Origin of the sequence: Thalassospira xiamenensis M-5 = DSM 17429 (genome assembly GCF_000300235.2) — a bacterium.
Taxonomy (GTDB): domain Bacteria; phylum Pseudomonadota; class Alphaproteobacteria; order Rhodospirillales; family Thalassospiraceae; genus Thalassospira; species Thalassospira xiamenensis.
In genome coordinates this window covers 115,503-139,413 of sequence record NZ_CP004389.1, presented here as the reverse complement: position 1 = coordinate 139,413, position 23,911 = coordinate 115,503, and the positions used below count along the sequence as shown (strand labels likewise).

Here is a 23,911-nt window from a genome sequence, read left to right as displayed (position 1 = left end):
ATCAGGTAACAGGATCGGGTGCTATCATAAAGGGCATGTAGGCGACGATTGCCATTTATTCGCCGCCGCGGTGAATATGAGGATTGCTGCTATGGAATATTATGCAGATTCATCCGATGCATGGACGCCTCTGCCCGAGGTTGCCGGTAATGGTGCGAGAAAATCCAATGTCATCGGATATGCTCGTGATTTCGGTGATTATGGACACGTAATCGTTTCCGCCAAACCAGATGCTTCCGGCAGATATTCTGTCCGTCATGCAGATCCGGGGTCAGATGATTATGTGGTCATTAATGAGGCCTCCGGTTTAACGCCTGAAGCTGGTATGAGCCAGGTTACGGAATGGGCCAATCATTCGATTGAATTCATCAAACTTGGCCGACGTTCTGTGCTGGAGAAGTTCAACACCCCATGGGGGCCGGTTTCTCACGCCATTCATTATGGCGAGGGTATTCGCCGTGTCTTTGCTATTAAAGGCAGTGGGTACGAACTATCTGACGAACTGCTGCGACGCCTGCCCTCTTTCGTTCGTGACATGGGAGTTGGAGAAGATGGTCGATGGTTTCCCGATGATTCGACCGCCAATTTGATCTGTTTTGCATTGCCGGAATTCTTTACCAGTCTTGAGATCAAAGTTGCAGGCAAAACATCGTTTCCAGACCACAACATCGATGCGGGAATTGATATGAAAGACGAGTGTCCGTCATTCAGCTGATTTTCTATGCGCTAAACCTGTAAGGAATACATCAAGCAGGATTTGTTCCGTTCGTGACAACCCAATAATTCGGAGTTCTATAATGAAGAAATTTGGATATCTCGGCCCAATCCTGATGGCGGTTACGATGCTTTTTGTATCTCCGCTGTCGGCCGACGAAATGACAGACTATGACGCATGTCTTATCGGCAAGACCGATGTGAAGGTGTGCAACGACAAATATCGTGCTGGTACGACCTCAACTGTTAACCAGCAAATGGACAGTGTGGATTACGTTCCAACAGATACAAGTTTCAGGTTCGCTGGTTCTGGACTTGAAGTAAAGCAGACTGGAACCCCCTACTATGTCGCATTCGGTGATCCGACTTGGAGTGGCGCAAATAATTGCTTTAAAACACAGGAAATGGTTTTGAAGGCCGTTTTCAAACGAGAAGATGGCGTGCAGGCTGAATTGCCAGTTCTTGATGAAGATGGCAACATGACAACAAAGATGGATGGGCCAACAGAAGCGTGTGAGTCCCAGGTTACATGGGGGGGCGTGACTCATCGAAAATATGAAAATCCCGTTCAAGTTGGGCACAGCACGGGGGGGCCATGTGGAACTCTGAACGATTACGCGCATGTCTATGATGCAAACTATCATTGCACCTTTTCAGATGCAGCCGGTACGCGGAAAATTATTCGCGAAGATGGGGAAGTAATCAGCACTGAAACTAAGGTATGTACCACCTACAATCGGTACTCACCCGTGAAAGCTACGTATTACGATCAAGGTTCCGATGCTGATGGAAGCTTTCGAGGTTATAAGCGTGTCGGATTTCCGTCGTCGGGATGGTCCTACCCAGCACATACCAATAGTGTTAAATCAGGGTGTATGGGCGCCTGGGCATGGTGGTAAATTCAGATTGCTATAGAATAGTTATCTGAATTTTGGTCGTTCGATTTTGAGTCGTTTTGTTATGAGAGGAGGGTATTTTTTGTGCCCTCCTCTTTTTTCTGAGTCATGAAGGTTATTCATCGAAGCAAGCACGAATCTCGTGAACGCTTCGTGCCCAAATCACGCATAGTCTCTGTTGCGCGCTATTTCTATTCGCACGAATGGTTTTGAGAGTTTGGCGTTTTGTATAGGTTAGATCCTTGCTTTCCGGAGCAGGGATCTCTTTCTTACCCTTGTGGCGATCGGTGCCACCTTGAAAGGTCAGTTGGTCAGATGTCACGCTATCGGGTGGTTGCGTTGCATTGGCTTGCCCACATAGTGCCGCAATAAACTGCACCGAAATCACTATCCCGGCAATCCTTGAAGTTCTGATTTCAAGGAATCTGGTGAACTGTTCCAGTTTCATTTTCAATTGGTTCGCTGATGAGATGATCGTGTGCAGAAACGTCATTGATCGATTGGTTGATTGCGGTTCGAGCATACAGCAAATGGATTGTAGCGCCAGCAGCTCCGCACAAACTTTTTGCTGCCTTTAGCTGACGGATTGCGGCATCGATATGATCCTCAGTTGTCACTTTCGCCATTTTCTGACCCTGCATAACTGCCTCTTGGTTCCGAAGTTTTTGAGATATCCTGTATAAGATACCAATTTCACGAATTAATGTGTCAAAATAATGCGTGCCGATAGTCAATTCTCAGAGTGTGGCGGGATACAATTGAGTGACTGGCTTTGACGCATGCGTTTGGAATGGCGGAAATCCAAGTCTTTTCGAGTGTCTCGCAAGCCGGTGCGGTTTTGCAGTTTATCCAAACTTATACGTACTGTGATGCCCTTGTGTAGCTTCTGTGTTAATCCCGTGAATGTTCCGCATTGGTGTTGTGTTCCTTCTGTGTGGGCCTCGTGAACATTCCGTTTAAGACTTTGTCAGAATGGCGAACGCCTGTGATTTCATTTTTGCAAAGTATCGAATGCACATAAAAAAAGCCCGCTAAATGCGAGCTTCTTCTGGTGCAATCAGTCAGAAAACTGGAAACTATGGCGCGATGCTTGATATCGAGTGTTCTTCAGACGGTATTGTGGCCGCGCTATCGACAGTGTGAGCAGACAGTTGCTTCATTGCTTCAACAATTTCGGTACCAGAGATAATAGGGAACGATCCCATATCTTCACGTCTGCCAGCAGTGCAAAGCAATATTTCCTGAATTGGTCTGCCGTTTCGCGCTTCTCGCTGAATCAAAACGGAAGCGGCATAGGCAAGCTCGATTTCATAGGAGCGGTTTTCCGGAAGTTCTACGTCTTCCAGATCATGGATTTCAAACGCCCTGATTGAGCCGTTGCTTCTCGCAAAAATGGACCAGGCTGGGTCTGGTTGGTCGAGCAGGGTTTCGTTGTCGATCAGAAACTCATCCCCTGAGACAGCTTCAAGTATCCTGAAATCGAAATGCTCGCCATTGATTTTATGTGAGACAACGTCTTCAACCTGTTCATGCGTTACAGCGTCGATAACGTCCTGTGCGGTAGCGTTGGAGGGGAGTTCAAGTTCGATGGTCCCGTAACAAGGGCGATTGAGTGCCACGAATACGGTCACTTCCTTTTGTATTGTATTTGGGTTGCTCATAACTGGACCTTACCAAGTGATATTAATCGTTTCACCCATATGTTACCGGATTAGCTCGTTACCAATTATAGCTCGGCGGGATGTGAGGCTTATGGCAAGCCGCATTTAATCATAACCGTAGCGGATGCCCGATCAATATTGGACACGTCCGTCCAGGTTCGATCATCCTCGCTCAATACCTGAATTTTCACCTGCCACTGGGTTGCGCTAATGTCTTCCGCATACGAGCGCGTTCCTGACATGACAGCGCCAGATCCTGTGCTTGACTGGAACATAGAAATTGACGTGAAGATCTTTGGAACCATTGAACTGGGACAAACTGGCTTATCAATCAACTGGTTGCCGGTAGCAAGAAAGACGTCATGAACCGCTTCAGAGGCGAATTTATAAACACCCTGGTATGTTTTGCCGCGGACAACCATGTCGTTTGCAGATACGAGATACGCATCGTATATGCTGTTGTTTCCCATAATCAGGTCGGTACGCATGGTGTTGGCCTCCTGGTCGCTCGATGGCATTCGGGCAAGAAAGTCCCCGACCCCACCTTGCCCGTTAAACCAGACAAGCCCAGCGAGCCGCCCCGCCATTTCATCTGCACCACCTGTCGGGACTGCATCTGGATAGTTTGTTTCCAAGTCGACAGTCCAGCCTGAGCTTCCTTGCGCGATCCCCTCATCTGGCAGGTATCCGCTTCCACCTATGAACCCGCCTCGGACACCTGCGAACATCGCTGCATTTCCAATGACTGGTGATGGAATTGGTGAGCCTCCCTCCGTCAGAAGAACAACTTCCAGTCCATCCGGGTGCGCAGCCGGGTTACGGGCGTATATCCTGTAATCCTGACCATAATTGTTAAAGTCTGCCGTGCCGCTTGGGAGGTATCCGCCTGAAATGACGTCATCCAGATCAATTTCTGTCATGGCATCAGCATCCGCCCGAGCAGCAGTCAGTGCGGCATCAAAATTGGCGCTGTCGCGAAAATATTGAGTGACGCCATCAAGGACATAAGCCAAATCTTCACCTGCTCGCGCGGCTTCGCCTTTTTGATGATAGTATTTGCCCGCATCGTAAATGATGTTGAAAATGCCCGCGATCAGTATCAAGCCAAAGATAACGTCAAGCGTCATAAATCCGCTCTGGTTCTTGTGCTCTTGACGAATTCGGGCAAAGGGGCGCGATTTTCGTAGATGAAAAGCTGATAGTGAGAAGTGCATTTACTTGAACCCGATCCTGACCGTTGTTCCTTCAGTAGCGCCAGCAGGTGCCGTGCCGCCAAAATTCGACCCATTCATCAACTCAATCGTTCCATCGTCCTGCACAGTTCCGATCATGGAATTTGAAACGTTCATATTCATGATGTTTGCCCGGATCGCGGCTTGAAGTTCTCTATTTCCAATTGCCCAGGAAACGACATACCAATTGCCCCCTGCCAAGCTGGTTGACGAGGCAAATCCGTCTTCGCCGCTAAAATCATCCAGATCTGAAAATATGTCATTAAGGGCAGCTTGAACGTCGCTGTCCGAAAGGCTCAAGTTGCAGACAGCATTGTCACATGAGGCCCTTGTCTTTGCTGCGCTTATTGCCGCCTGACTATAGAAGAGCAGCTGATAGGCGACCATCTCGCCGTAAGCTGCTCTCGTAGAGTTTCTCGGCGTGACCTGTTGGGCGGCTGGTGCGTCCAATACCGGTACTGCCCTTGGTTCAGAGCCAAAAAGGACAGACATCAAAATTGCCGTGCCGACGATTATAGCTAAGAACGATGTCATGATGTCTGTCTCTTCAACTTATCGGTCACAACCAGTTCATTTATTTTAGAAACGTTGCGGTGATCTGGTTCAGATTGTTCGCGCAGAGTGTTGCTGAGGCTGAGGGGCCGATGGTGTCTTCATCAACAACACCCGACGCGGTCGCGCTTCCCTGATAGCCGACAGCTCCAAGGCCATCAGCAACAGCACTGCGGCACATTGCCTGCGGCAAATCCGTAAACCGGAGAACGAAGCCTGCCTGTGTTGTTGTCGCAGGTGCCACGCCAACCGCACCGCCGCCGACATGGACAATTCCGTCACCGGCTGCGTTTTGCCATTTTTCCGGGATCGCGCCATTGTTGATCAAAATGGTGGCGGAAAGGCCGGCATAGTTGCGCTGACTTCCATAAATTGACGTGATGTTTGCCGGAAGCTCGGTCATCTGACTGCGGAACTGGGTAACCTGGCCGTTCGTCTCGGCGCGTTTGAACTGGTCATAGCCGAATGCTGCGACCCCTGCCGCAAGAATGGCTGCCAGAAGGAAGCTGCCAATCCCCCAGCCGGCCCGTCGCAAATCTACTTTGGCCTCAGACTGAATGATCGGTTTGGTTAGGGGGGGGCGTTTCAGGACAAGCATAATGATCCTCGTTGTACTGTATGAGATAGTCTATGCAGAATTATAAAGAACTGAGATTTTTCCGTGGGCAGAAATATGAGTTTCTTACATCGGTAGTCCGTCAGTGATGCCTGAGAAGGTGTCTTTCATGGCCAGCATGATCAGAACGGCAACGACAAACAGAATGAGGCCGGAAGCCCGCGTAATAATAGTCGCCTGGGCGTCGATTTCTTCGCTAAGGTTTTCCATCCACTCATTGTAGATCACCTCAACTACCTCTTCAGGTTTATCGCCATCAGATAGGGTCACAAGCTCGTCAACGATCTCCCGGTCCGGAAATTCCATACTGCTTAGTCGAAGCGCTTGGCCAAGGTTTTTGCCATCTCGGACATATGGGATAGCTTTATCCAGTCGGTAATTGAGCCAGGCATTCTTGCTGTGATCACGGATTTCCTGCATGGCATGCTGCATCATTCGGTTTTTCAGCATCAGGGTCAGAGTGGCAATAAACCTGATGCCGATGATCTTGCGATATAGTGACCATGGCGGGATACGGTCCAATCTGACCCGAATGTGTTCAAACCGTCCCCAATGGCGATGTAACGTGCCTGTGGCAAGGGAGATGACACAGATGGCTAGAATGATGATTTCCATATACCAGGTTTGAGAGAAGTTCGAGACTGAAAGCATGGTTGATTGCGCAAGTGTAAGGCCCTTATCACCGCTAATATCGATGATCATCGGTCCAATTTGGGCTGACATCGCAATGAGGGCCAATACGCCAATTACAAACAGGCCAATTGGTTGCAGGGCCGCCATTTTCGCCTTCTTCTCAACGGATCTGAGATTGAGATTGATTTTATTGAGCTCAGTGAGGGTGTCAGGCAATGTTTTTGCCTGGTCGCCAGCTCTCAGGATAAGCAGATCAGATTCAGGGACCCATCCTTCAAGAGCGATACCAATATTTGCGGTATTGAGCAGTTTAATCTCGACCTCTTGAAGCATGATAGCGATCGGTGATTTCCGCCGCTTCGCAATATCTTTTATTCGCGCTTCATGTGTCGATGCTGTCGATGCCAGTCGATCTTTAAGCAGGGAATGCACGGCCTCGTGGCTTTTCAGGCCCTGCTTCATCCGAAAAGAAAGCTTGCGATAAAAATTTCGCCGCCCTTTCGAGCCAATTCTGCTCACGAGTATCTTTTTTCTGATCTTCGCCAAAAAATGTGAGGTGGTCTGATGTTTGGTGCGTCTACCTTGAGGGAGGCGCCGACCCGACCTGTTGGATTTAATCGTCACAGTCCATCACCAGTGTCGTTGTGAGCGGGGCGTGGGTTCGAGATTTCATCGAAGTATCCAAATGTGCGCTCCACATCTGTCGGATCGATCAATCCGTCTGTCATTTTCTGGTACGCCTGGAGGATCATTGGCTCGCCGTTGAGGGAGTTCATCCAGTATTCCCGGGCTTCGTGTGTCTGTTTTTTCTTCAGAAGCTCAAGAAATTTCTGATCTGGGCGAATTATTTCCGCAACAAGCTCTCGCCCGGAATATCCTTCGTCACAATGTTTGCAACCGGGGCCGCGGAAGAGGAGTTTGACGTTCGGATCAAATGTGATTACACGCAGCAAGCGACTGGTGATGTTCAGGCGCAGTTCATCATTTTCAATCTGGTTAAGTGTTCTTGCGCAATGTGGGCAAACTCTGGGCAGCAGGCGTTGACTCATTACCGCGGCGATGTTTGCCTGCTCATATAGATCTTCGAATGAGGCTCCCAGACCACGATATCGCTGTAACAATTGCTCAAGCCGGCTAAATACCATGATCCCGTTTGTGGCATGGACAGTGGATGCCACAAATCTGCCTGACATGGCGATTTCAAGAACGCGTTGGGCCATAACGCCATCTCGCACCTCACCAAGGATGGCGTCGTCATAGTCGGACCGATTCAGACCGCGCATTGTTTCATGCAGTTTCTTGTCTGAGGCGTCCTCACCGTCCTCTTCAGCCATCACGTCCAGGGGAAGCAAACCGTCCACAAATAATTCGGGAGGATCTTCAAGGGATAGCTGGCTTGTTTCGCGCGCACCATTTTCGTTGATGTTGCGATCCCCGCGCCGCTGTACCAGCGCGGCCAGAGTACGAGATTTACCGCTGTTTACAGGTCCACCTATGACGACATACCCGCCCGGGTTCGTCGTGATGCGATCCAGCTGAGTGGCCTGTCGTTCGGAAAAGCCGATTTCGGTAAATGAGTTGATGCGCTTGTGCTTGCCATTCAGCCGGATCACCATATGGATGCCATTGCCGATCACGGGTAGAAAGTTCAATCGAGCTGACACGTAGCCCTTGAGAGCTTCCCTTAGTTGAGGGTCTTTGATCTTTTCAATTCGAACGTTGCCTTCCTGATGGCGGCGCGGGTTGAACTCCCCTTTGCTGTCGGACATACCGTAAACAGCGGCCATGAATTGTTTCGCGCGCTCAGCTTTCAGGGCTTTGACAACCACCGGTCTTTTTCGGCCATTATTTCGAACCTCAACAGAAACCTTCCGGCCATAGACGGAATAGTGAATATCCGACGCACCGTGATCGGCCGTCACCTTGATCAGTTCGTAAAAAAGCTTCTCGGCTTCAACCGTTTCAACGGCGGATGCGGCAGTCTCATCATCTTCGAACGTACCCAGCTTTTGGCGTATATAGTGGATGCCGGTGCTGGGGATATACTGTTTCTTGGTGACCGAAATTGACGAACTGCGCTCGATGAGCTTGATAAAGCTCGGTAACTCTGCCGTACCCTGAACGTTCTCAGTTACGAGCAAGCAGCCATTATCGAGCAGCAAAAGCCCTTCCTGCAGAACATCCGGCACTTTGCAAATGTCAGGATCATCAGAAAGGATGCTGGTAGCGCCCTGCAAAAGTCCGTCAAGCATATCCTGATCGGCTTTAGAGATAGCTGTTCCGCTATTCTCATGACGGGTTTGCTGTCGGGCAGTATTTGTTGTGAGTGATACAACAGTTTGGCTAGGCTGCATCCGTTCGAGACTTACATTTGGTTGGTTCATGATAGAGGTCACCTGTGGGTGCAATTAGTCGGCCGTAAAAGAGAGGTGCTCGACTGTCTTTTTCTTGTCGCCGCCAACTACTTCGACACCGGATGTATCAATACGGCTTACTGTCCAGGTGCCGATTTTGTCGCCGACGTGAACCGTTGCAGGTGATCCGTTCGATTTGGAGATGATGGCCCGATACTTATCCTCAGTGCCACTGATCAGGCGTACCATCGGCAGTGGCGAGTGTTCGAAAGCGTCTTCCTTCTTTTCGGGATCGGTATTGTCGGATTGCGTCTCGTCACCGGCAGGATTTCCCTTGTTGGCGGGAAGAGAAGGAAGGGCGTTAACGACATCTGTTGTCCCCTGAGGGCTGATAGGCGTCATCATGCTCGCCTGCAGGTTTTGCATTGCCATCTGTTTACCCTGCTGCGCTTCCAATCGGTCCTTCTCCAGTTCTAGAAGGCGCACCTCCAGCTCGGTTTTGTGAAGTTTTCGGCTCAATTCGTTCAACTCTGCTGCCGCCCCGGTCAGTTGCATCTTTCCTGCAATGTCCATTGCCTCAGTGAACGTTGTGGCCGCTTTTTCGGAGTTCAGTCTATTGTTCTGAGTGGACACGGCCTCGCTGCCGGCACCCTGAGCGAAGGCACTACCTGATAAGATTGTCAGGACGGAAAAAGCAAAAACGGAGATCGATTTTTTTGGCTTTGTGGTAAACATGTCGGGTTCCTGCTGCATTTTATGGCTCACCTCAGATTGTCCGGGGTCATGACGTTTCTGGAGGTGGCGGAGGCGGTTGCCAGGCGTAGACGAATGCATTGAAGCCCCACACATTGCTCATGGGGTCGAATTCAATACGGTTGATGGTTGTGCCAGGCAGAACGTCCAGCGCGGAGGCCCAGTCGGCAGGAAGAGTGACGGTTTGCCACGTCAATTCAAAAAAGCCCGGTTGCTCCGATGCTGTTATTGTATGCCCGCTTCTTTGGAAGAAATCAGCGACGACCGGCTTAACGAATTCAGGTGGCAGCAAAGCTTCCGGCCCTCGTTCTTTCAGTTGGGGCAATGCAATGGTGATGCTCGCATTGGAGCCCGCATCATCGAAGCTGGGTGCGGGCCAGTCCCGTGTATTCGCGACCTCAACCAGTCCGCTGATGCTTCCCGTTTCCTTTGCGAATTCTGCTGTGACGGTCGCTTCGCCGCAGATTATTTTTTTCTGATCCCATCCCGGTGCTTTTTGCCACATTGCGCTAACCCCAGACATGCAGTTAGCTATTACTTCTGAAGGAAGCGGCTTCTTAGCCCATACTGGATCGCGCACAGGTGCCAAGGGCGTCGCCTTTCCCTGGGCCCGCAGTTCTGCCGCCCGCCGCAGTTCTTCAAAACGCTGTTCTTCAAGATAATCCTGATACCAGGAATACCCATACATTCCGCCCAATAGGAGGAAAGCGGCACAGGCCATGCCAATCTGTTTCTTGTCGAACCTCCCGCCGTTTGCACCGAGATAGTGACTTAAATACCAAGCTACGCCGTATACCGGTTGCAACGTGACAGGGACGTCGAGCGAGTTCTCTGGCAGGTAAGCAATGCTTTCAACCGTCCACTCGGCATGCTGACCAAATCCCCAATGCAGAGGCGCATGGATGTCCTTCCATAACATGATCGCATCATTGGCAAGGCCTTGGCATACTTTGTGTGCTTCAGCTTCGTCTGCAGCCAATGTGTCGGCATAAATGCCGCCGTTAACAACAGCGACGATCCACCAGCGAGGATTGTTTGAGTTTTGATCAATTTTGATGACTGCGATAACGTTGCCGCCATCCTGATCAAGACGAAAGGCAATAATGGGAGCGAGCGCCGCCTGCCCCGATGTATGTCCTCGCTCAGTATTGCCAAATCCGAATTGGCGAATGCCCTTGGATGTGCTCGCCACGCAAATAAGATCTGCGTCGTAATTAAATTTCGGATCAGTCGCCAGAATTCTTGCTTCGGACCGGGCTTCTCGCAAAGATGATTTCTGGTTGTCAGATACCTGCCATTCAAGTCCAATAGCCCAATTTAGCCCTGCAAGTTCCAGTGTGGCGCCTGACGAAGGAGTTTCACTTTCGTCAATGACGCCTATTCTCTCGCGCGCATCAGCAGTGAGTGGGTCGTCCTGATCTGATGTGTATCTTGTCGCCATGCCATCTTCCAGATCGTTATGCATGTTTCCACCCCGGGGTAAGGGCCACAAGCCAATCACAGACTTGTGGCCGCCTAGATCAGTTCAATGCTGTTTTCACGTTTCCATGAGACAGGACATGAGGTGTGATAGTGATAATGATCTGGGTTCGGTTCCGCGCAGCCTGATCAGCCCCTCCCAGCAACACAAATTCTGGTGATCCAACCCCGGATTGATCTCGGCGAACGGTGTACCGGCCAAGCCCCGTCAAAACCATTGTTTGTCCGGAATTAACCGATGCAATTTGCTGGAAGCCTCGAATATCGATATCCGGTGTCTGGATTTCTGCATCGCCAGAACTGACCGTGTCGAGATTTCGAAGTGCCGCGATCTGGATGGAAGCGTTGAGCAGAACTCGACCGTCTTCAAACACACGAGGCAAAAGCGCGATAGAAAGACCGGTTGTGGTTGTCCCCTGCTCAAGCGAAGTTGTCGTGGAGTCACCGGATGTCGTTGTACCAGAGCTTTTGAGATAGCCGGTCTGCCGAAGCATATTGATCGGTCCGACGGTATTGTTGATGACGGTCACGCTGGCCTCATCGACCATTGCAACATGCCCCTGAGTGGAGAGAGCGCGGACCAGTGCCTCAGACCCTGACATCCCGCCTGACAAGACATTTGCTGTCAGTGATCCTGCGTTTTCGAATGCGCCAGCAGTTGGGGACACAAGATTGAGACCGAGCGATTTAGAGTTTGCAAACACGGCCTCCATGTTCAGCCCGTAATCATTCGACCGATCGAGAGTAACCGTCATGATCTTTACCGTGATGCCGACCATGCGTCGCATAATCTTGTTTTGGGCATTGATGAATTCTTCGACGCGACGCATCGCCCAGTTCGGTGCAGTAACGGTGATCGTGCCTGTGTAAGAGTTCATGGAGTAGCGCGATCCTTCAGGTACGATAGAGCGCAACCCCTCTTCAATGCCGGCCCATCCGTCCATAGTGAATTTCGAACTGACCTTCTGAGAGATGGCGGAAGAAGATCCCCCGGTGTCTGAATCGCTCTCGGAACCGGTATCCATCCCCATGTCAGTGCTCATGCTGGACTCGCTTGGGAGCACTTCAAACTGGAATGTTCGGGTGGCAAATTTGTAGAAGCGAATTCTTCCGTCGACATACTCGGAATCAACGGACCAACGCGCTGTCGCAAAATCAAGAAGTCCCTGTAGCGGTCCCTCATAATTCACCGGGTACGCGGTGCTGCCGATGGTCGATTCTTGGCTGGGCGATCCGAAACCTAGTGTTGATGCGCCTGTATCGGTTGCATACAAAGTGCTATCGGGTGTCGTTGTTGTTTCGGTGCTTTCGCCGTCCGGACCGGAGGTATCAACATAGGTAGCAATTCGCGTTTCATCGTTGATGATGCCAGCCAGATCGTGAAGCGTTATCGGATCGTGTGAGCGAACACCGATGTTGATGGATGGAATGGGATCGCCGCGGCGCGCAACAAAACTGTCGCCCCCAAGCCAGTATTCATCACTGAAACTGAGCGTCTTGGTATTTTTTACAGGGCCAGCGACTTTACTTTCTTCCAGCATTGGAGTGATTTCCTTGCTGTAGGAAGAAATTTCATCTGTCGCATCGCGATTAAGGCTGCATCCGCCCAAAGCAAGAATGCCCGCGAAGCAAAGAGCCGGAACTTTTGAAGGGTGTAGCCAGTTAAGCATCATCAGTTGGCTTCCATGTCATCGAGCGTTGAAATCACGAGAACCTTGTTTCGCTGAGCGCCGTTCGCCCGGATCGGGTGGTTGTCGCTTGTGAAGGCTGCAGTGATCAGGCTAAGTGCCTCACAGAAATAACCTTCAAATTCGGCGCTGGCTTTGATTGGATAAATCCGATTGGTGTTCCAGATCAGTGTCCAGGGTGTTGCTGCACCAATTGCAGTCCAATCGCGCAAGACTTCTTCAAGGGTTTGGCCTGCTTCGGCTTGCCACGTCCTGCGCGGGCCGGGATCGCCAATCCAATCCGGGCACGCCTCGATCTTTGGAATTTCGACTTCGTCGCTGAAAACAACTCCGTCGAATGGATTTTCTGGCTTCAAAGGCGCGTCGGCAACCGGAACATTCGTCACAGGTGCTTCCGTTGGCGCTATCAGAGGCTCTGACTTGATGGTTTCCATCGCAACCTGCGTATCCGGGCGACGCGCCAGTAGATACAGGTTTTCAGATAGCTTGCTGAGGGAAAGGGTTGGTCCGGCAGCCTCTTCAAGGGCAACCTTCCAATGCTTGTTGCCTGTCCAGCTGACCTGCTGATTTACGTCAACCCCGTATCCAGGTTCAACGGTCACGCCAGATGGCGGAATCTGTGCGAGCGCCATGGAAAGAGGCAGATCAGTGCCAAAACCCCGGTAAAATGCGTCATCAAGGGATGCTTTAGGTGCCGCAATCAGAGAAACCGGTTTGCCGTCCAAGCCGGACATTTCGCTTTGCGGATTGTTTTCATTGACGGGAATGCTGCCCAGTTCCGTGATCGACGGAGCAGGCAATTCCTTCTTGGGAGCCGGATCACTCTGTTCCCACAAGAATGCTGCGTGAGAGGATCCGGCTGTGATCAATGCCGCTGACGATGCGAATAATGCGGCGGCAATTCGTTTTGATGTCATCAAACTTGCTCCCCCTCGGACTGTATTTTGAATATTTCCGGATGTTTTGTTTTGAAACCAAGGGAGATCAGCTCGCGCAAATATTCTTGCCCATGTGCGTGATTATTGAATTCGGCAATAATTTTGGCTTCCACCTGGTCGCCCGGACGGAGATAGAGCGTGATCGGTCGGCGTTCTTGCCGACTGCGGGTCCCGTTCTTCCGTTGTCTGGCCAGTACCGCGCCTTCGTCGTTCATGTCAGACTGACGCGGATTAAATGAGTTGGTCATGGTGTTGGTTCTTGAAGATGTCATTCCGGTCTTATCCAACATGAAATCACTCGTCCTTACAGCTTAGTCTCCACTATACAGAATCGCTTTTTTGTATTGGGGAAGTTTTTTGTAGATGTTCAGTTTTTTGTATTTTTAGAAGTGCGGCAATATTTCAGGCGCGATCAAGCCGATTGCGACGCTCGCGGCAATACCCGGTGCCAGTGGCAATCCCGCGGCATCGTCAACATTTCCAGACCTCGCCGAAGATTTTTTGATTGCGCCAACAATGACAATATAGACCGCCATTGTGGGGAGTAGTGCGTAAAGCAAGTGTGATGCGCCGCATGTGGCACCCGCAGCGAAAAGAATATCCCGGTCCCCGCGACCAATAATGCGATCACTGGTGATTTCGTATCCAAATCCCAGGGCAAGGTAATAGGCCAAGCCGCCAAGAACGAACCCAAAGAACATGTCAGCCGGCTGATTTGTGATTGATGCCAAAACAACTGTGCTGCTGGGGAGTATGGCTGTCAGTGCACCAAGGCTTATTGCGATAGCTGATGGTGTGCGTTGAATGTGATGCTCTCGCCAGTCAACAATTGCAATGTATAGCCAGCACCCCAAAGACGTTATGCTCCACACATACCCGCTAATTTCCCATACAGTGTCATTCATTCCTGTGTTTTCCTGTCGGTAAATTCAGGCGAGATGTTTCGCTGGCTGGGCAATTGCATGTTTGGCGGCATATTGCTGCGCATATAGTTGGAGGAAATTCATCTGGAGGCGGGAAATTTCCGAGATGTTCTTGTTATTTTCATTTTCGATCGCCTGCCTTAAATTATTGAGTTCAGCAGTGATCTTGACGGAAGTGTTGTGGAACATTGCGCTATAAAAGCTATCGGTTCCAAACAAAGGATTGATGTTTGTTCTTTTTCCTCCCGCCGCATTGCTACGAAGACTGACACGAAAAATCCCCTTCAGAACGGCTGCCAAGTCGCTCGGGCGTCCGCCATCCTGCCTGCAATACCCGGTCATTGAGGTGATAGTATCTTCCACGTTCTGCGCATGAACTGTTGCGACAACAGCAGCGCCCTTACTGGCGGCTTTAATTGCAAGCATTGATGCCAGCGGCGAGCGTATCTCACCGATTAAGAGGTAGCGAGAAGATGTTCTGAGGACGTTCTTGAAAGGCGTTTCCCAATCTTCATCTTCGACAGGGACCTGAATGCAGCGCCCGGCTCCATTCTTCCAAGCTCTTTCAAGAGGATATTCTGGCGGTTCTTCGATTGTTGTTCCAATACCACCAAATGTTTCCAGCCAGCTGCCAAAGACGGCTGACGCCAACGTTGTTTTGCCACTGCCCATCGGGCCTGAGAACAAATATAGACCTGGCTCTAATCCCATTTTTGTGAGGAAGCCATGCAAGACCGGATTTACCTGCAGATCGTCAAGGGTAGGCACATAGTCATGTATTTGCCTCAGCTTGACGTATTCACTGATCTCTGACGTTATTTTGGTGTGACGGAACCAGCGCCCGGCAAGCTTCACCCTTGATCCGGACTTAACTCCACCCATGTCTGTCAGCTCTTTTATGACCTGAAGAACGATTTCACGGTTGGGGCCTACAGGTGTTGATAGCTCATCAGGGTTCGCGCCGTCGTCAGCGTCAGCGCCCAGAATGCCAACGTCATCCGGATTGTTGATGTCATATAGAATATCGGTGAAGTCAACCTTCATATCGAGTGTTGCCCGCTACTGTGTGTTGGCCGCTTGAAGGCTGCTTTTAAGCTGGTTCGTCTGGTGCTCGATGGCGCTCAAAAGGATTTCGTGGTCAAGGTCGATCAAGGCCGTTTGAAGCTTGCTCGCATCGTCCGTTTTCGGCTTCGCATCAAATATTTTGCGACTTTCCTTGCTGGGATCCGTCTCATTGAGCTTGATATGAAGGGCGCCATTAATTTGTTGGGCAAAATGCGCACGTTGCAAAATATCCTCTGTCCCGTTCAATTCCTTGGACGCAAGGTGAGTGACCGTTGTGATGGCATCGGGAATGTCCTTGGCGTGCACGGTAACAATACAGGGAATATTGTTTGCTGCCGCACGGAGAAGTATGTGGGCTTCGTGTTCATTTTCGAGTGCGGACATGAAGATGACAGAAGGCTGAGTGCGGATAACAGAGCTTGCTGATGTCGTGTTGGCGATGTCGACATGCGCACTAAACGCGCTTTCACCGTGCTGGCCGCCCAGATTGAATACCGGGTCACGATCAATAGCTACTCCAAGCCCTCTTTTGCTATCGAGAACCGACAAATAGGCTGCTGCGCCGTATGTTTCGCGCGTCTGTCGATGTTCGCTTGCGATCAGGAATATCCCTGGGCGGGAACAAAGGCCATGGACGTGCTTTGCGAGCAACGGCTGCTGCATAATTTTTGCAAGCGACGGCTTATCGCTGGCGATAGGATTCAGCATATACATTGTCCGCCCATCGAGCATATCGGAGCGGCTGGCTAAATAGACCGCGCCCTCATGCGAGATTGTCCGAGGTGGGCTATCGGGGCTGAAAAGCCTGTCGCAAATGGTTCCAAGTGCCATCGCTTCGTCCGGAACACGGCCGCCGATCGGCTTGATTGGGGTTGTGCCTTTGCTGCCGTTCAGATTGACGAGGAAGCCTTCAAACCGGTCATGCTCACCTGCATTGGGGATTAAACACAGGCTTGAGAATTGAAGAGCCTTCAAAGTAATTTCACTCATTGTGCGGCCTTTTTGTTGCTGCGCAGTTTTTTTTCTGCAGGCGTTTGCTTCGGTTTAGGGAGTTAAGCCTTGGACAAAGGCCGATAATGGGTTGTTCGCAGTGACCGGTTTAGGCGCGGGTTCTGCCGTATCTCGATCAGGTTTCCTGGGCGTGGCGGTGACATGTGCGGATTTTGACCCCCGATCCTGTGGGTTCTTGAGTGGTGTTGAATGTGGCGCCTCACCCGGCATAAGTTCTTTCGAAGGTATTGCTGTCGTGTCGGATTTCTGCGCCAGGTCAACTGTGGGGCGGCTTGCTTTCTCAGTAACTTTTGTTCGGCTCGCCTGTTCTGCTGGGACCTGACCAACTCTTGAAATGATGTAATCACTTAACAGTCCCGGGCATCCTTGTGATGGACCTCTTGAATGCTGGCCAAAAGCCTTGATCGCAGCCCCACTGGTAAGGGTAACGTGCCGAATATTCCGCTTTTTGTTGGCAGCCCTGATTGCGGGAAGTCCGAATTTTTTCTGTAGTTTCAGCAAATCAAACTTGTAAAGCCACAATGCTGCGAAAAAATCGTCAACAATCGCATCAAGCTGAAATTTGCTTTCAAGAGACTTATGCGCGCCCGGAAAAGCAGAGATGAAAGTTGCCCAGTCATCTGTGTTTGCGAAACTGAGTGAGACGCGTATGCGTTTGTTTGGCATTGTGGCCTACTTATCGTGGAGTTTATTGATCAGGCTGCAGTGGCCATCGCAAGCGCACGTTTCAGCATTCCGCGCGCATTTGACATTTCAGGCGTTGCGGCGGTAGCCCCCTGCTCGTAATGCTCTGCCAGTGATTTAAATATACGCGCTCCGCCGCCAACAAAGAGGAACACGTCAATATCTGCCGTCTCGCCTACAATTTTCTCGATACTGAAGATCAGGCGTTTTTCGACCGTCTCAATGATCTGAGCGCGGGCCTCTGTAAAGTCCTGATCTGATCCACGTAGACGAACGACGCCATTTCGAACTGCGATCTCCGCAGCCGGCAAAGGCAGTCGTTTGGCATTCACAACGTTGCATATATGTTCCGCAAGTTCTTCGCGGACATTGAGAACACCAACATCCTCTGTCCCCGAGCGCTGAAAATCGACGCTGAGATTGGATTTGATGACAGCAACATCAAGCGTCCGGCCGCCGATATCGACAATAGCAATTTGGCCCTGCGGTGCATTCATGATCTGTCCGTCCGCACCAAACACGTGATCGATGTAAGCCGAAATTCCTTGCGGGCTGACTTCCACATCAACGATTTCAATCGGCTCACAGTCATCAAGCCGTTTAACAGGCATTTTCAAGCTTTTCTTTTTAAGCTCAATGAGCTTGGAATTTTCCTTGCCTCTTGAATAATAATCCCCGATTGGAAGGCCGACGGTCAGATGCACTTTATGACCCGACAAACCAAGTGTATGGAGAGCATGATGGATTGCGACCCGGTTCCAGGGTGATGTGTGGTAATTGTCAAAGCGGACTTCTTCACCGTTCACACCAGTTCCGCAAACGAAACGCTGGTTCTCGGTTTCATACCAGCCGTCCTGAATTTGATCTTTACCCATCCCGAGAGAGAGCAGCCCATCGTCGTTCGGGGCCACGAAAGTCGGGATCACGCTTTCGATAATAGAGCCCTTGCCATCATGCATACACGCTTTGACCTGAGCATAGCCATCATCAACGGCAACGCGAATGATCGAATTCTTCTGCGTTTGCTTTGTCATCTAGGAAAACCTTTCAGCAAATGAACCGGTCGGCCCGGTCGGTGTTTTTTGTTTTTGATCGGCGATAATGCCGTGAAGACGTGTCGTTTAATCAGGCGCATGGCAACAGGTATGGGAAGACCGAAGTAACTTAGGGTACTGAGAAAAACGATGATCGTTACAGAGGTGTAGAATGTTTCCCATGACCAGTAGGCGCCATAAATGGTGAAGGCGAAAAAGGCCCTGCCATCCAGGAGCCATAGTTTCGGTGTTAAGGCCGTATATCTCCAGTGCATCACGCGGCTTCCCGAAGCTGTGTAAATTGCGGGATCATGTCTGGAAGAACTTCACCGGTTTCCACGAGGCGTTGGAGCGCAACTGACATGGGTTGCCCCTGTTCTGCTGTAATCTTGCGCAATTTCTCTGGCCAGAGTGAGAGTGGCGTTTCTGACATGAGTTCACGGACTTCCGGTGTGAAGACAAGAAACTCCCTTGCCGCTCGACGTTTGCCGTCTGCGCCCGGAACCAGAATCTGGTTTACAATCACCCTTGCGTTGCCGATGAAATCCAGCGCGGCACCATCACGTTCGTCAGCGGGGAAAAAATTGATCGCTCTACGCACGGTATCCGCAACTGTCTTGGTGTGCATCGTCGTGCAGGTGAAGTGCCCTGAGTTTGATGCGTCAATGGATGCTGCCATCGTAGCCCGGTTTTTGCATTCCCCGACAACAATGACTTCAGGTTTTCGGCGCATAGCTTCTTCTACGAAGGCTTCAAAACTCGGTATATCGCGGCCGATTTCCATTTGCGACACAAGGGTCGTTGCCCCCGGAATTTTTCGTAGGAGGAATTCGATCGGCTGTTCACCGAACAGATACTTTCGGTGAGCCATAGGATCCAACAAGTCCTCTTGAACGATCGACGCCATTAAGGTCGACTTGCCTGAGCCGGTTGGTCCCGTAATCGCCATCATGCCATTATCTGACATGAGATTGACGATTAATTCAGGTTCGATGTTCAGCTTTTCAAGGCGTGGAATTTCGGGCCGAATATGCCGCATAGTTATCTGAAGTCCCGCCCCACCGTCAGCGTCGTGCTGCACTATGTTCACGCGAAACCGCTCGCTCCGGGTCCGATCCACTCGAACTTCATAACCTGGGTTTAGGCTTTTGCCCTGGGCCAGAATTGTTGAGGCACTTCCGCCATAAATGGTATCTGCGATGTGGCGAAGCTCTGAAGTGCTGAACGAGCGCTGATTTATCGGGTGCCTATATCCCTCAACTTGCAACCAGACGGGCTGATCATTGAAGAAATCGACATCACTTGCACCGATCTCAATTGCGTGAAGGAGGATTTGATCCAATACCGCCCGATTAAGGAATGGGAATTGGTCATTCATTGCCACCCTGCTGCGGACTGCATTAGAAAGCTCGATCATCCTCGGGCTGAGTTGTCGCCATGGGGCACTCATCACTGCACACCCGCATCAATGATGATTGGAAGATATTCGCCGTCTTCACCAACAAGGTGAGCAGGATCAGCAATTTTTACGATGGCTTTGCCGATTTCCACCATGGTTCCCTCGCCGGTAATTCCGAGATCGCTTGTGGCGAGGTAAAGAGATCGAACCTGACCGCGCTCGACGAGCTCAAGATATTTCAGCATACCGGTAAATTCTCGTTTCAGGCGTGATTGGTCTTGCTGCCAGTTATCTGTCGTCATCCGGATGCCTTTTTCCCACCCTTCGGCAACCCATTGAGCCCAGTTCTGTTGTTCGATTTCTGTTTTCGGCAGCAGGGCTACTGGCGGCTTGTCCACCTTTTCATTGGATCCGCGCGAGATGAAATCTTTCCAGCGTGGAGCAGTTGCCGCTATTCGGGCCGGCTTTATGATTTTGAACGTAGTCTGAGTGATCGTTGCTGTGTTGCCGTCATCGGCAATTGACAGACTTTTGTCTGTTTGCTCGATCACAGGCGGAATGATAACGGCGTCGTTGCCTTTGATAGGGATCACAATTCGCCGGAAGTCATAGATACGATCAAGGGTTTCCTCATGATCGATAAAACGGTCAGCAATTTCTTCCTGCATACTGGCCATGGCAGCTCTCATTCCGAAAGAAAGTGCGGCCTCACGCATCGCAGTGTACCGGTTCAAATCCTCAGCATCTTCATCGCGCCCCTCAATTGCGTGCAATGCTTGCGCCTGCTCCAGCGTCACTGCCGGTTGATTGGGGTAGAAAATCTCGGGGTCAGAAACTTTGTGCTGTTGGCGCTCATAGCTGCAGCCAGCCAGAATGGCCGTTGAGCAAACTGTAAGCGTCATCAACTGTTTACAGACCCTCATATCGCAGCTCCACACGTTTAATGCTTGCGTCTGGATTAACCGCTACGGTCGCCCATCGCCCTGCTTGCGTGCCAAGATCGCGCAGGATTGCGTAGATGCTCCGAGGGCGTTCGCCGGATACGTGAACAATTACCGGCACAGCCCCTTTTCGGCCCGCGACCTCGAAGTCATAACCGATCTCCCTTGTAAGGGCTCGTAAGGCTGGCTCAATCTCACCATGCCAGTCAAAAATGATCTCACGATCCATTTCAGATGGAATGTGAAGTGGCTTCACTTCTGCTGGTGGGGTCCGTGCTTGTTGGACGAGTGAAAGTTTGTCCAGAGCACGTGAGGATTCCTCTGCTGCTGCAACAAGTGCGTCTCCGATCGGATCAACTTCTACGACTTTGATCTGCCGCGCGGCTGGAATGTTGGCCGTCGATGTGCCTGTAGTCTGGCAGCCCGTTAAGTTAGGGATCAGCGCGCCACAAATCAGGGTTGCTGCAATTTTGTATGATCTCATATGGCGACCGGTCATTCTGTATCCCGAAATTATGGGTTTTGGATATCGCTGTAACTTTTATACCAAAGCCAAATTTTGGTTTGGGGTGTTTTTTTGTATTTAGGCGCTAAAACATATCATCCTGATACAAATTGTATCGCGGGCCGTGTTCGCTGGCGAATTCCTGCTTACGCTGGGTGTCCACTGACTTCATCGTGGCGCAGTTCATGTAAATCTCGACATTCTGTTCAGTAATTACCGATGGAAGCCGATCATATTTTTTCGTGTCAGCTTTGGGCTTAAGTGCGCCAAACCCCTTTGCTGATTTACCTGTTACTTGGTCGTTGCCCAGCTGCTCGTTCTCTTTGACCTCAATCCTCTCGCGCCCGGCAGCATGTTCATCTGAAATTGGATCAGGTGCGATGAAACCCAGATGTAGTGGTCTGGTCATCATTTCTGCAGAAACAATCTGATCTGTTTCAGCCCTACCCCAAGCACCTGATGCATGCATGTGTGGGACATACATTTTTGCGACAAGGGGGTGGCGGGGGTCGGCCCATCGGGGCTCTCCATCGTCTACAAGAGCCTGCGTCCCACTCAGGAGGCCGTATGCAACCAGCCCACCTGCTACAGGGCGAACGGCTGCTTCATCTCCTCTCACAAGCACCCCTCTGGCACCTTTCATCAATGCAATTCGAACAGCTAGATTGGCGACAGTGGATTGAACGCGGTTGGGCGGGGTTGATCGGAATTGCGCATCGCTGAGACCGCTAGGACGAGACATCGGGATACAGAAAATTGTGTCCGGTCCGCTGTCAAAAATTTGCACGCCACCACATGGACGCATGACAGCGATATGGTTTCCACCCTTCACTGGCTTAGCGGTTAGAACGCCTCGGCAAACATTGGCAAACTCTGAGTAGTATTTTGGGAGCCTCTGTGCCCTATCGAGAACACCTGCATCGTAAATGCCATCGACGATGCGCATTCTGGCGTTAAACCACGTCACCCCAGAGTTGCTGTGTCTGTCCTTCATCGTTTCAAAGTTTTGTGGATTTGCGACAAGATCATTCAACATGTTTAGTGCTCCCTGCTTTCTCGGGGGAAGTGGATGGCATTCGGGGTTCTTTGGTGGAAACGACAAAGCTGATAGCTTCGCCAATAGGTCGCGGAACTGACATTGCCCCGCCGTCAGCATGTGACGTCCGTCGGCCGTAATGAATTTGTGCGGTTTCTTCGGATTTGTGCCCCATCACAGCGGCGGTCTCTCTGGTGCTGAGGGACTTCTTTGCTCGTGAGCTGAATGCGTGCCGCGCAGAGTAAAGTGTGATCCGTGCTTTGCGCCGTGGCCAAAGGGTCTTGTTCGCTTCCCATAGGGCGCGTCTGCAACTGTTATAAAATCTGTGCCATTCGCCGGGTGATTTGTTGTTCTGCCGACATATGGAAATGAACTGAACTAGAAGCTCGATTTCATCGTCGCTAAATCCTGAGATGTCGCATTCACGATATCGGCCAGGGGCTCGTCCGTGGGTGTGCTTGGCATTTTTTATGCGTAGATGTTCCGGTTTTCCATCGCTGCCGTGAACGTGTGAGACGTCACGCCACTCAAGAGGACGTAATCCCACAAGCATACCAGCACGAAGCCAGAGACTGGTGTTGCGAGCTGACGCAGATGGCAAACCTTCTAGGTAGGAGAAAAGTTGAACCGAATCCTCCTGTGGAATGCCCTTGAGCTTTTTCCATGTACCAGTTGGGTTCGCGCAGTCTTCATACAGATAGCGCGTGGATGCGAGGATCATCAACGATGTCGCCGCATCAATACCGGGTATCGTCTGAACACCCATCATCAACGCTGAGCGATATACGCGGCGGGACGAACGCTGAACAGAGGGCAGCTTGCTGTATGCCATCCATAGACTGAAAAGTGTCAGCGGTCCTTTTTGTCGCGGCAAGGGTTCCCATGTGCCCGGGACAAACATCGTCGGCGAGTGCCGTAAGCCAGTTTCCATTGGTGGAAAAGCCCAGTCGGGGGAAACGTCCGGAATTAGGTCTAGGGGACCGGCTGATGCATCAAGTAGATCGCGATACTCCGCCGTCAGATCTCGGATGGATTTGGCATAGAGGTCAATAGTCTCTGCGGTCAGGTCAGCACTTTCAAAATTGCTGGACGTCACGCTTCTGGGGAGCACCCCATTCCAGATACTTCCGTCTAAAATCATTCAATCGCTCCTTGTTCTAGGAGCCATGCTAGATGATGAACCTGTTACCGGATTTTTTGTATTTTGGAGATTTCACATTTTTTTTGAGATTTGGACGCTGCAAAATACCGTTCTCCCCATGTTAGTGTGAAGGATTTTGAGGGGGCGTTAGTATTTCGACTTGGGGGCACACAAGACCTACACGCCGCAAAGGTCTTGTGAATATCCTGTGTGGAATGCGCATAGTGTCTGTGACGTTGATGTGTCGGTCTTTTAATAAGGGTGCGCGATCCAGCCATCCGTGTCAGCTTTGGTACGGATGTGAAATAGATTCCCAGCCCTCTTTTCCCTGAATGCCAATGCAAAGGAGCCCATGCTGCTTTGCTTGGAGTAATCAACAAGCATTGACGCGGAAACCAACTTCCTTCTTTTCCTTTAGATTCTGTTTTCTATATTCCAGATATCTAAGTGTATGATGTATAAAGAAAAATCTGTTCTGGAAGGGGCAAATCGCGGGAATATGGGGACACATCGCGGGAGTATGGGGACATATTGCGGGAGCTGTAGGGACAAATTGCGGGACGTATGGGGACATATTGCGGGGAGAAATCTGAGCCTGTGGATAAGAAAATGGAGCTTATCCACAATCCGATACAAAAAATGTGTTTTTGTATTTC

26 protein-coding genes are annotated in these 23,911 nt (G+C 50.7%); 2 read left to right on the top strand and 24 right to left on the bottom strand.

All coding sequences use genetic code 11. The features are described from left to right. Window positions 1-91 precede the first annotated feature (91 nt). The gene (locus TH3_RS21900; protein WP_007091018.1) at window positions 92-715 is read left to right on the top strand and encodes a DUF7007 domain-containing protein; all 624 of its coding nucleotides are present in this window, start codon (window positions 92-94) and stop codon (window positions 713-715) included. 82 nt (window positions 716-797) lie between these two features. Next, the gene (locus TH3_RS21895; protein WP_007091017.1) at window positions 798-1,613 is read left to right on the top strand and encodes a hypothetical protein; all 816 of its coding nucleotides are present in this window, start codon (window positions 798-800) and stop codon (window positions 1,611-1,613) included. A gap of 112 nt (window positions 1,614-1,725) precedes the next feature. On the opposite strand, the gene TH3_RS21890 is transcribed toward TH3_RS21895, so the two are convergent. From TH3_RS21890 to TH3_RS21780, 24 genes are all read right to left on the bottom strand, one after another. After that, window positions 1,726-2,058, bottom strand: a complete 333-nt coding sequence (locus TH3_RS21890; RefSeq protein ID WP_139328227.1) for a hypothetical protein — start codon at window positions 2,056-2,058, stop codon at window positions 1,726-1,728. Further along, complete coding sequence (locus TH3_RS22955) at window positions 2,027-2,251, bottom strand: hypothetical protein (RefSeq protein WP_139328226.1); 225 nt, start codon at window positions 2,249-2,251, stop codon at window positions 2,027-2,029. Before TH3_RS22955 ends, TH3_RS21890 begins: the two co-directional genes overlap by 32 nt. Window positions 2,252-2,686: 435 nt before the next feature. Continuing rightward, on the bottom strand, window positions 2,687-3,271 hold the full coding sequence (locus tag TH3_RS21885) for a hypothetical protein (protein ID WP_007091015.1): 585 nt from the start codon (window positions 3,269-3,271) through the stop codon (window positions 2,687-2,689). 89 nt (window positions 3,272-3,360) lie between these two features. Then, window positions 3,361-4,398: a hypothetical protein gene (locus TH3_RS21880; protein WP_040109973.1), complete on the bottom strand. Its 1,038-nt coding sequence runs from the start codon at window positions 4,396-4,398 to the stop codon at window positions 3,361-3,363. An 87-nt stretch (window positions 4,399-4,485) separates the two neighbouring features. Then, entirely contained in the window at window positions 4,486-5,037 is a 552-nt protein-coding gene (locus TH3_RS21875) for a hypothetical protein (RefSeq protein WP_007091013.1), read from the bottom strand. 40 nt (window positions 5,038-5,077) lie between these two features. After that, window positions 5,078-5,653 (bottom strand): type 4 pilus major pilin, encoded by a 576-nt coding sequence (locus tag TH3_RS21870; RefSeq protein ID WP_007091012.1) that lies wholly within the window; start codon window positions 5,651-5,653, stop codon window positions 5,078-5,080. An 84-nt stretch (window positions 5,654-5,737) separates the two neighbouring features. Then, window positions 5,738-6,823, bottom strand: coding sequence for a type II secretion system F family protein (locus tag TH3_RS21865; RefSeq protein ID WP_139328225.1), 1,086 nt, complete (start codon window positions 6,821-6,823; stop codon window positions 5,738-5,740). 101 nt (window positions 6,824-6,924) lie between these two features. Beyond that, a complete protein-coding gene (locus tag TH3_RS21860) occupies window positions 6,925-8,688 on the bottom strand; it encodes an ATPase, T2SS/T4P/T4SS family (protein WP_007091010.1) in 1,764 nt (587 codons plus the stop codon). A 24-nt stretch (window positions 8,689-8,712) separates the two neighbouring features. Continuing rightward, entirely contained in the window at window positions 8,713-9,411 is a 699-nt protein-coding gene (locus TH3_RS21855; RefSeq protein ID WP_007091009.1) for a hypothetical protein, read from the bottom strand. Between the two features lie 28 nt (window positions 9,412-9,439). After that, window positions 9,440-10,876: a type 4b pilus protein PilO2 gene (gene pilO2, locus TH3_RS21850; RefSeq protein WP_007091008.1), complete on the bottom strand. Its 1,437-nt coding sequence runs from the start codon at window positions 10,874-10,876 to the stop codon at window positions 9,440-9,442. 55 nt (window positions 10,877-10,931) lie between these two features. Continuing rightward, the gene (locus TH3_RS21845; RefSeq protein ID WP_007091007.1) at window positions 10,932-12,563 is read right to left on the bottom strand and encodes a type IVB pilus formation outer membrane protein; all 1,632 of its coding nucleotides are present in this window, start codon (window positions 12,561-12,563) and stop codon (window positions 10,932-10,934) included. Then, the gene (locus tag TH3_RS21840; protein ID WP_007091006.1) at window positions 12,563-13,495 is read right to left on the bottom strand and encodes a TcpQ domain-containing protein; all 933 of its coding nucleotides are present in this window, start codon (window positions 13,493-13,495) and stop codon (window positions 12,563-12,565) included. Before TH3_RS21840 ends, TH3_RS21845 begins: the two co-directional genes overlap by 1 nt. After that, window positions 13,495-13,806 carry a hypothetical protein gene (locus TH3_RS21835; protein WP_007091005.1) on the bottom strand — a complete coding sequence of 104 codons (312 nt, stop codon included), beginning with the start codon at window positions 13,804-13,806 and terminating at the stop codon, window positions 13,495-13,497. The genes TH3_RS21840 and TH3_RS21835 overlap by 1 nt, the downstream gene beginning before the upstream one ends. Before the next feature lie 93 nt (window positions 13,807-13,899). Continuing rightward, on the bottom strand, window positions 13,900-14,421 hold the full coding sequence (locus TH3_RS22950; protein ID WP_076519598.1) for a prepilin peptidase: 522 nt from the start codon (window positions 14,419-14,421) through the stop codon (window positions 13,900-13,902). A gap of 24 nt (window positions 14,422-14,445) precedes the next feature. After that, complete coding sequence (locus TH3_RS22545; protein WP_007091003.1) at window positions 14,446-15,483, bottom strand: ATPase, T2SS/T4P/T4SS family; 1,038 nt, start codon at window positions 15,481-15,483, stop codon at window positions 14,446-14,448. A gap of 15 nt (window positions 15,484-15,498) precedes the next feature. After that, window positions 15,499-16,494 (bottom strand): hypothetical protein, encoded by a 996-nt coding sequence (locus TH3_RS21820; RefSeq protein WP_007091002.1) that lies wholly within the window; start codon window positions 16,492-16,494, stop codon window positions 15,499-15,501. A 54-nt stretch (window positions 16,495-16,548) separates the two neighbouring features. Beyond that, window positions 16,549-17,181, bottom strand: coding sequence for a hypothetical protein (locus TH3_RS21815; protein WP_007091001.1), 633 nt, complete (start codon window positions 17,179-17,181; stop codon window positions 16,549-16,551). A 29-nt stretch (window positions 17,182-17,210) separates the two neighbouring features. Then, the gene (parM, locus tag TH3_RS21810; protein WP_007091000.1) at window positions 17,211-18,233 is read right to left on the bottom strand and encodes a ParM/StbA family protein; all 1,023 of its coding nucleotides are present in this window, start codon (window positions 18,231-18,233) and stop codon (window positions 17,211-17,213) included. Then, the gene (icmT, locus tag TH3_RS23610; RefSeq protein ID WP_007090999.1) at window positions 18,230-18,508 is read right to left on the bottom strand and encodes an IcmT/TraK family protein; all 279 of its coding nucleotides are present in this window, start codon (window positions 18,506-18,508) and stop codon (window positions 18,230-18,232) included. The genes parM and icmT overlap by 4 nt, the downstream gene beginning before the upstream one ends. Then, window positions 18,508-19,650, bottom strand: coding sequence for a type IV pilus twitching motility protein PilT (locus TH3_RS21800; RefSeq protein WP_167710615.1), 1,143 nt, complete (start codon window positions 19,648-19,650; stop codon window positions 18,508-18,510). Before TH3_RS21800 ends, icmT begins: the two co-directional genes overlap by 1 nt. Window positions 19,651-19,682: 32 nt before the next feature. Beyond that, window positions 19,683-20,534 (bottom strand): type IV secretory system conjugative DNA transfer family protein, encoded by an 852-nt coding sequence (locus tag TH3_RS21795; RefSeq protein ID WP_167710614.1) that lies wholly within the window; start codon window positions 20,532-20,534, stop codon window positions 19,683-19,685. Window positions 20,535-20,541: 7 nt separating this feature from the next. Continuing rightward, entirely contained in the window at window positions 20,542-21,072 is a 531-nt protein-coding gene (locus tag TH3_RS21790) for a DotD/TraH family lipoprotein (RefSeq protein ID WP_076519594.1), read from the bottom strand. A gap of 91 nt (window positions 21,073-21,163) precedes the next feature. Beyond that, window positions 21,164-22,114 (bottom strand): hypothetical protein, encoded by a 951-nt coding sequence (locus TH3_RS21785; RefSeq protein WP_007090995.1) that lies wholly within the window; start codon window positions 22,112-22,114, stop codon window positions 21,164-21,166. Then, window positions 22,104-23,255 carry a site-specific integrase gene (locus TH3_RS21780; RefSeq protein ID WP_007090994.1) on the bottom strand — a complete coding sequence of 384 codons (1,152 nt, stop codon included), beginning with the start codon at window positions 23,253-23,255 and terminating at the stop codon, window positions 22,104-22,106. The genes TH3_RS21785 and TH3_RS21780 overlap by 11 nt, the downstream gene beginning before the upstream one ends. Between the last annotated feature and the right edge of the window lie 656 nt (window positions 23,256-23,911).